At 52.9% G+C, this 8007-nt stretch carries 6 protein-coding genes; 3 read left to right on the forward strand and 3 right to left on the reverse strand.

From position 1 onward, the window contains the following. Nucleotides 1–762: 762 nt before the first annotated feature. Nucleotides 763–1149: a single-stranded DNA-binding protein gene (locus tag JE47_RS0118520; protein ID WP_236631302.1), complete on the reverse strand. Its 387-nt coding sequence runs from the start codon at nt 1147–1149 to the stop codon at nt 763–765. 141 nt (nt 1150–1290) lie between these two features. On the opposite strand from JE47_RS0118520, the gene JE47_RS0118525 reads away from it, so the two are divergent. The 3 genes from JE47_RS0118525 to JE47_RS0118535 all read left to right on the forward strand — a co-directional run bounded on the left by JE47_RS0118525 (nt 1291) and on the right by JE47_RS0118535 (nt 6872). Then, nucleotides 1291–4299 (forward strand): GAF domain-containing protein, encoded by a 3009-nt coding sequence (locus JE47_RS0118525; protein WP_236631303.1) that lies wholly within the window; start codon nt 1291–1293, stop codon nt 4297–4299. 57 nt (nt 4300–4356) lie between these two features. Next, on the forward strand, nt 4357–4776 hold the full coding sequence (locus JE47_RS0118530; protein ID WP_031461177.1) for a hypothetical protein: 420 nt from the start codon (nt 4357–4359) through the stop codon (nt 4774–4776). Between the two features lie 488 nt (nt 4777–5264). Continuing rightward, nucleotides 5265–6872, forward strand: a complete 1608-nt coding sequence (locus tag JE47_RS0118535) for a C40 family peptidase (RefSeq protein WP_031461178.1) — start codon at nt 5265–5267, stop codon at nt 6870–6872. 265 nt (nt 6873–7137) lie between these two features. Here JE47_RS0118535 and JE47_RS0118540 read toward each other — a convergent pair whose 3' ends face one another. Both JE47_RS0118540 and JE47_RS0118545 read right to left on the reverse strand, forming a co-directional pair. Next, nucleotides 7138–7401: a hypothetical protein gene (locus tag JE47_RS0118540; RefSeq protein ID WP_031461179.1), complete on the reverse strand. Its 264-nt coding sequence runs from the start codon at nt 7399–7401 to the stop codon at nt 7138–7140. Between the two features lie 156 nt (nt 7402–7557). Beyond that, complete coding sequence (locus JE47_RS0118545; protein WP_031461180.1) at nt 7558–7845, reverse strand: hypothetical protein; 288 nt, start codon at nt 7843–7845, stop codon at nt 7558–7560. Nucleotides 7846–8007: the final 162 nt, after the last annotated feature.

An 8007-nucleotide genomic window follows, 5' to 3' on the forward strand; every position in this document is an offset into this window, starting at 1 on the left:
TGCTCGTGTTAAAGTGATACATACTATCGCGCCTCTTCTTCATAGCAGGAATGGAAACCGTTCCATTCCTGCTTCGCTTTAGAGTCTATCCGGAATACCCTGTCGCAGAAGAAGATCGGTTGGGGCGCAGCGCCGCTGCGCCCATACATCTATCAGGTTTCATACGCTGTACTGTGAAATAATTATTCGGATAGGCTCTTAGTAACCGCGCAGTGACAGCAGCAGTGGCGGAGTGAGGGATGGGTTTGGAACTCCTCGCTGGCGCACGCTGATGTAGTTTGTGCTATGCACCAGCTACGATGAGCTTGTCCGAATGATCGTCGTCACCGCACAACCGATGAAACTCAGGCGATGGTTTGGAACATGATGGACAATCAGCCTAATGCCAATGGAGTCGCGAGGTGCGGCAATGCGATACTTTATCCCCGCACAACGAACCTCGGTGGATGAGTGCAGCGGTGTCACGATGGATGTGCCCGGTAATGTGCCGTGCGCCAGTGATCACCACCCTACCTCTTTAGAGGGGCGGTTCACGAACCGCCCCTGATCCACTCTATCTCTGCCATGCTCACGCACGTACCGTCATCTACTCTACCTCCACCACTGTGTTCATGCAGCACCAGGTAACAGCGCACTAACTGCGAAGTGTGCCAATTCCACCTCTGTCCCCCTCTACACGCCGACGCATGCGGTCGGTAAGATCAGACACGGCTTGCATCGTCAGGATTGAGATGCGGCAAGAACGTGTTCAGCTACACCCACCTACTCTTCCTCTTGATCGTTATCCTGTTTGCCATTTCCTCCATCAAGGAAGATAACCTCCTCTGCCCGCACATAAGTCCGTGAGCGTGGTTGACCACTCTCTTTATCATGCCAGCTATCTGTTCGCAGACTGCCCATCACCATCACTCGTCGCCCTTTTTGCAAATAGTTTCCGCACACCTCTGCCAACCGTTCCCACGCTTCCACGGTTGTCCATTCAGTTTCGCTCAGACGTTTACCTTGCTCATCACTGCCTGCCGGTCGATTGGTAGCTAGGTTGAAGCGGCAAACGGTAACGCCATTGCCTACTTGCCGTACTTCTGGATCGGCCCCCAGCCGCCCGATCAGCTCTACCCGATTGACCGTACCCCGAAAGCTGCGCATCATCGTCCTCCTTCAGCTATGACTTGCCCCCAGCAAATTACTGGTCTCATAAATAAATCGTAGAAAGCGGCCAAAAGTTACACGATCTGTGAGAAAAATGTAAAAAAGTCCCCGAAAAGCACCGCGCTGAGTATAATGAGAATCATGACGAACCTATCTGAGTCAACCAATCCGAGCGGCAATTCTGGCCTGACATCACCAATTGCTACAATTCTGGCATCGAGCAAGACAGTGCTCTCGTCGCTTGATTTAGGTGATGTCTTACAGCGCGTGCTGGCTGTCACCCGTGAGCTGAGTGAAGCCGATGTGGTCTCAATCTGGTTACTCGATGAGCAAGGCGAATGGTTGACAACAGCAGCAACTCTGGGTCTTGAAAGCCAACCAGATCATAAGCGCACGTTCCGTCTGCGGGTTGGCGAAGGGGTGGCCGGCTGGGCGGTCGCCAATCGCCAGATTCTGCAGCTCACCGATCCGGTGAACGATCCACGTTACATTCAACAGCTTGATCGGCATCCGTCAGCGATTCTGGCTATTCCTCTGATTGTGCGCGATCATTGTTGCGGTGCGCTCAGTCTGGCCCGGTTTATCGGATCGGTACCGTTTAGTCAAGAGCTGATTGAGACCATCTCGATCTTTGCCGATCAGGCGGCGATTGCTATCGACAACGCTAACACTGCCCAGATGCTGCGCCGGGCCATGGCCCGCGAACGGATTCTGCTCGCCAGCATGACCGTTCACGATCCAATTGCCAATATATTGCACGAGTTGACTGCTGTCTTGGGAGTCAGGCCGCAACTGATTACCAGTACCTCCAGTGGTGCAATGTTCGATAATAACGGTCTTCCCGTTACCAGCGAGAACTTTGAGCGTTGGCGGCACGATGGCGCATTGATTGTAGATATACGCTTCGATGGCCTACCGGCCTGGCTGGTAGCCTGTCTTCCAGGCCACTACTGGACGCATAGCGACGCCGATCTGCTGGCGTTTGCCGCCAGTCAAATAATGTATGCCCGTCAACGAGCATACGAACGACAGCTACAGGTTCGATCTGAAGCATTGCACCGTCTGGTAACGCTGACCAATGCCCGCATCGATCAGGTCAGCGTTCTCGATGAAATCCTCGTCGAACTTCAGCGGTTTATCAATTTCGACTCGGCATGTATTTTCGTCGTGCACGATAAAGAGTATGTGCGCTTACTTGCTCAACGTGGTCTACAGTCGAAATTCGATCAAGTGACCCTTTACGCCGGACCTGGTTCGCTGATCAACGAATTGCGGCAAATGGGTACGGTAATCTACTATCCTGACGTTCAACGTCTGTCGAACTGGCAAAAGGTGCCCGATAGCGACATTATCCGCTCGTGGATAGGGGTTCCGCTGCAAGTCGATCAGGCAACGATTGGCGTGCTAACGATTGACAAATGGACACCTGACGCCTTCACTACAGAAGATATTGCCACCGCGCAGATGTTTGGTGAACAGATTGCAGTGGTCATTAATAATGTCCGTCTCCTACGTGAAGCCCAGGAACGAGCACGTCAGTTCCAGGTTCTCCAGCAGTTTACAGTGCGGATCGGGACCTTGCGCGATGTTGATCGGTTGCTCCACGAGGCGGCTCAACTCCTGCATAAATCGTTCGGTTATTATCAGGTCTTGATCAGTGTTGTCGTCGAAGATCATCTGGAAGTGCGTGCAGCCTGTGGTCAGCTTAAACTCGATCCACAGACATTTCCGCCAAGACCGGTTACAATGGGGATTAGCGGCTGGGTCGTTCGACATCGTCAACCGGCTATTGTGAATGACGTTACCCGTGATGCACGGTATGTCCTTCATCCCAGCTTACCGGCCACGGCTGCCGAAATGATCGTGCCCATCCTGGTTGACGAGCGTGTCTTTGGGATCATTATCATTGAGAGTGCGGTAAAGGGTATCTTTGGTCAGGGCGATCTTGAACTGGTGATGGCGATGGCACATCTGATCGGTGTCACTATCACCAATCTCGCCCATGACGCTGAATTACAGCGAGTCCGTGAACAGTTAATTGAACGTGACCGATTGCGTGCACTTGGTGAATTGTCGAGTGGGGTGGCTCACGACTTCAATAATTTACTGGCGAGCATCCTTGGTCACGTTCAGTTATTACTTGAGGAAACCGATGATCCCCACCTCGAAGAGGGGTTGCGCGCCATAGAGTTAGCTGCGCTTGATGGTACTGCCACTGTCAGGCGATTGCAGGGCTTTGCCCAAACCAGTCGCTCGACACCGGATAGTGCAGTTGATCTGAATCGGGTCGTTGAAGAAAGTCTGGCCCTCACCCGACCGCGGTGGCGCGACGAGGTGCAGAGCCGTGGTGTGCCTATCGCAGTGCATACCGATTTGGCCCCGCTACCGCTGATTGCCGGTGATGCGTCGGCGTTGCGTGAACTTGTGATCAATCTCATCTTGAACGCCATTGATGCCATGCCGAACGGTGGTACGATCACGCTGCGCACGTCGCTTGCCCCAGCACGACTGTTAGGTGAAGCTGCCGTTATGCTAGAAGTGCAAGATACCGGTATTGGTATTGATCCAGCCCTTCACGAGAAAATCTTTGCACCGTTCTTCTCAACCAAAGGTGTTCGCGGTACAGGAATGGGATTGGCCATCGTGCGCGGGATTGTGCAGCAACATGGTGGACGGATCGAGGTAGAGAGTGCGCCGGGGGCAGGCGCACGATTTCGAGTTTTACTACCGATTGGTACGCCACCGGTATCTGAGCCAGAGTCGCGACCGCCGGCTGGCACACCAGCCCTTCACATTCTAGTTATCGATGATGAGGAGGCAGTGCGTAATGTATTAGTACGTATTTTGCAACGGATCGGCCACCACGTCGATGCTTTTGCCTCCGGTGAGGATGCGCTGGATGGGTTCAGCGCCGGTCAGTATCAGCTCGTCTGTACCGATCTTGGGATGCCGGGTCTATCGGGATGGGACGTTGCCGCCCAGATTCGCCGCATTGATCCGTTGGTACGCATTGTGCTGGTAACCGGCTGGAGTGAGCAGATTGATCGTCATGAAGCGCGCTTGCGCGGGGTTGATGCGATATTATCGAAACCGTTTACCATTCAACAAGTGCGTTCGCTCTTAGCTGAGTTATTGAATGATGTGTCATAGTTCATGATTCGATGGTTCCAGCAATCTTACATCTCTTTGTGAAGTTGGCTGTTCACTATGGTGGGTACTCTGGTTGTGGCAACCCTATGGGCAACCGCGCAACCACTGCCAGAGTCGGCTATTCTGAGTGCTGATGCTTTGATTATCAACGCTGCCGATGGCATTGATGTGGAAACGCTAGCACAAGCGCACGATTTGTTAACAGCTCAGGCAGTGCAGTACGCTTACCTGGCCGGATCGCAGGCGAATCTGGTCGCTCACGATTTCATACACAGCGGCGTTGGTACCGAACGACTACGATACCTCGATAGCGTAACGAGCCTGCTGGCGAGTGCTCGTGCTGATGGGTGTCGGCGTCTGATCGTGGTGGCTCCGTATGGGCAGCAACTGGCCCTGGTTCGTCAGGCGCAAACGATGGGCTTCAGGGTGATGGCCCTTACCGGTGATCGATCACCCGAACCTGGCGAATGGCTATAGGCAACCGTTATGTACTGGCAGACATTGCTGCACTGAACGTGCGTATCAGCTTCATACACCGTATCTGATAAATACCTGTCTGATAGAATATGCGCCGGTAACAGACAACGATAGGTATATTCTTTGTCGGAATGTATTTTTTTTCTGTAGAATGTTTAATATTCAAACATCAGTTCATAGTTTCACGTAAGCGATATTTCGCATTATAGAGCAACAAATTGGTGTGCTTGTTGGCAATTCTTGACAAATAGCGAAAGATATATTACTATTTCGATACCTTTGCGACGCTACGCTGTGCTACTACATATGTTCTACAACACAGTGTGAACGCCGATAAGAAGCTGAAGTGCGACTGATACATTCCTGATAAGGCCCACTCAGTCGGCTTCGCTTCCCAACCTGCCAATCCCCAGTACCACCAGGTGCGTGGTCGTGGTTCAAAACCCGTACACTGGCCGATTGGCAGCGAGAAAGAGGAAAAACGCTCCATGATTGAGCTACAACACGATCGCTCGGCTGACCTACTTCCATTAGAACTTCAACGTCTTCGCGAACGTGCTGTTCACTATCGGAGTAGGTATCTACAACTGTCGCGACCGTTTGCGACGATTGCTTCGTTCATTCGTACTGCACCAGAACTGCAAAACAGAATTCGTAAGCTTCCCGTCCGGTATCTCCTCCATTCGGTAGTCACGCTCCTCTTTCCGGTTGCCCTCCTGTTAGGGCAGTTGCCACTACGACCGGTAAAACCAGCAGTGATGGCGCCAACAAGAGCACCGGTAGAAATTAGTGGTGCTGTACCGATCATTATTCCCGGCCCACTCAATCTTGATAGACGCCGGAATGGTGAGGTGGTGGGCGATCCACCACTTGACGTCGATGAGGCATTACCGGTACCGCTGACCATCCTCTCGCGCAGTGAAATCAATGCACCGCTCATCGTGCCGGCAACCGTAACTGCCGATGTAGCGAAGGTTCGGAATGGTCCTGGTCTGGCTTACGATGATGTAGCCCGCATCACGGCCGGAGCTACGATTGAGGTCGTTGGTCGCTATGGTGAGTGGTTGCGCTTCCGTACTGCCGATGATCCCACGCTGCGCTGGATTGCGGCTGAGTTGGTTGATCTGCCTGAAGCGGTCTTTTATAACCTCAAACCGGTCGCCGAGGCCAATATTCCGCCGCCGCCGCCACCGCGCGTGGCGACCGTGCGGGAAGAGGGTCTGAACCTTCGTGATGGTCCTGGTACCAATTACGTCAGTATGAAGAAACTCTCTGCTGGGGCGGAGCTAAATCTAGTTGAGCAGTACAACGGCTGGTTTCTGGTTGAGACCGGTGGCTTATACGGCTGGGTGACCTCAGAGTTCCTCACTATTGCGCCGGGTGTGGTTGAACGAGTTCCGGTTGCGGCCTCTATTCCCGATCCTAATCCACCGCTCGTCGGTGCCGTGCTGGAAAATTCGGTCAATTTGCGCAAAGGTCCCGGCTCTGCGTATGAGCGGATTGGCGCCGTTAATGCCGGTACCGAAGTGAAACTGCTTGCCCGACATAAGGATTGGTATCGGGTTGAGCTGGCCAACGGTACGAAAGCCTGGATCTACGCCGAACTGTTACGGGTTGCACCGATGGCTGCCCGGCGGGTTCCGTACACCAATGATATTCCAGCTTTACCGAATCGCAGTCGGTTGGCGAATACCGGTCCGGTCAATATCCCGGCCAGTGGTGATGTTGCCAGCTATGCAGTTCAATTCGTTGGCTATCGTTACGTGTGGGGTGGCTCTAGCCCACGCAGCGGTTTCGATTGCAGCGGGCTTACTTCCTATGTTTATCGGCAGTTCGGCGTGAATTTACCTCGTACTGCTGCCGCTCAGTTTAATTCTCGGTATGGAGCGGTGATCAGTAGTCTGAACAATCTCGCTCCTGGCGATCTCCTATTCTACGCAACCGGTAGGTCGCGTGGTATTTCACACGTTGCGATCTATATCGGCAACGGTCAGATGGTGCACGCGATGTCACCGGCCTACGGTGTGCAAATCTCTAGCATTTGGGGGTCTTACTGGACGAGTCGTTTTGTCGGCGCGCTCCGGCCGTATCGCTAGACGAGTCGACAAATGATGATGGTGATGAGGGGGCGGGTTTCGCATCCGCCCCTCATCATTTTCTGATGTTCCTGCACACAGAGATAGTCGTTCCGCACCTGCTTTGCTTGTACTGACCAGCAGTGGGGTAAAGAGAGATGATCACAAAGAGAAACGACCGCCGTTGTGTGAGCAGAAGCGGTCGTTGTCATTCCCAAAGCTTGCCACAATGCATCCGGCTAACCGGAGACTCCTCTTTGCCGAGCTGGTGAGGCGCATTACCATATTAGCGGGCGCGCGTTCGGCCCCGAACGCCAATAAGCAGCAGCGCAGCGAGTAGAACTGTCGAAATCCCAATAAAGAGAGCTGCTGCATCAATGGTGAGAATTCCAGTTCGTACAAATGTCCCCAAACCGGGAATCATCCAAACCAGCCAGCTACAGACGATCACGGCGCGTTGTTCAAGCGCCGATAGTTGTCGGGCACCAATTGCCAAGACTGCCGTCGCTGCCCAACCGATTAATCCGAGCAAAAAGCCTTGCAGTTCCATGGAAACCTCCGCGCTGCTGCACCGCAATACCCGATCAGCTCTTCATTGAACCTGAGGGTAGCCATCGCCTGATGGCCGTTTGCCTGCATCATAGCAGAAGGTTTGGATGATTTCAACAACTAAAACCGGAAATATTTTGTGCAAAATGTCTAAATTCTACAACCGAATGTAGCGAATGAGAAGCGCCATCGCTGTGATCAGAATCACCAGCAGCAACGAGAAGCGTCGGATCGTCAGCAAGATTGGATCGGCGCGCACAAGTTCCTCGGCGTCGGGAAAGAATTGCGCCAGATGGAGCAAACCGAGCACGATAATGATCAGGGTCAATACCACGCTTCCGGTTAGCAGCCAGGCAAAGCAGAGCAGTAATGTCATCCCAATAATGCTCCAGTAGGTGAGATGATTGCCCATATCTGGGCCGTTATGTCGCTGCGGTTGTTCCATCGTGAACTCCTTTTGAGGTAGGGTATGAGATATTTTCAGTATAGCGTGAGTCTGGAGTGGGTGTCTATCGTGTTGTAGCCGGTTGTTCTGGCAACTCCTGGTAATTCACCGGTAACTATTCCTTTGTAGACTACACGACAAGGTAGTATTGGAGACATTCTA

Origin of the sequence: Chloroflexus sp. MS-G (genome assembly GCF_000735195.1) — a bacterium.
GTDB lineage: Bacteria > Chloroflexota > Chloroflexia > Chloroflexales > Chloroflexaceae > Chloroflexus.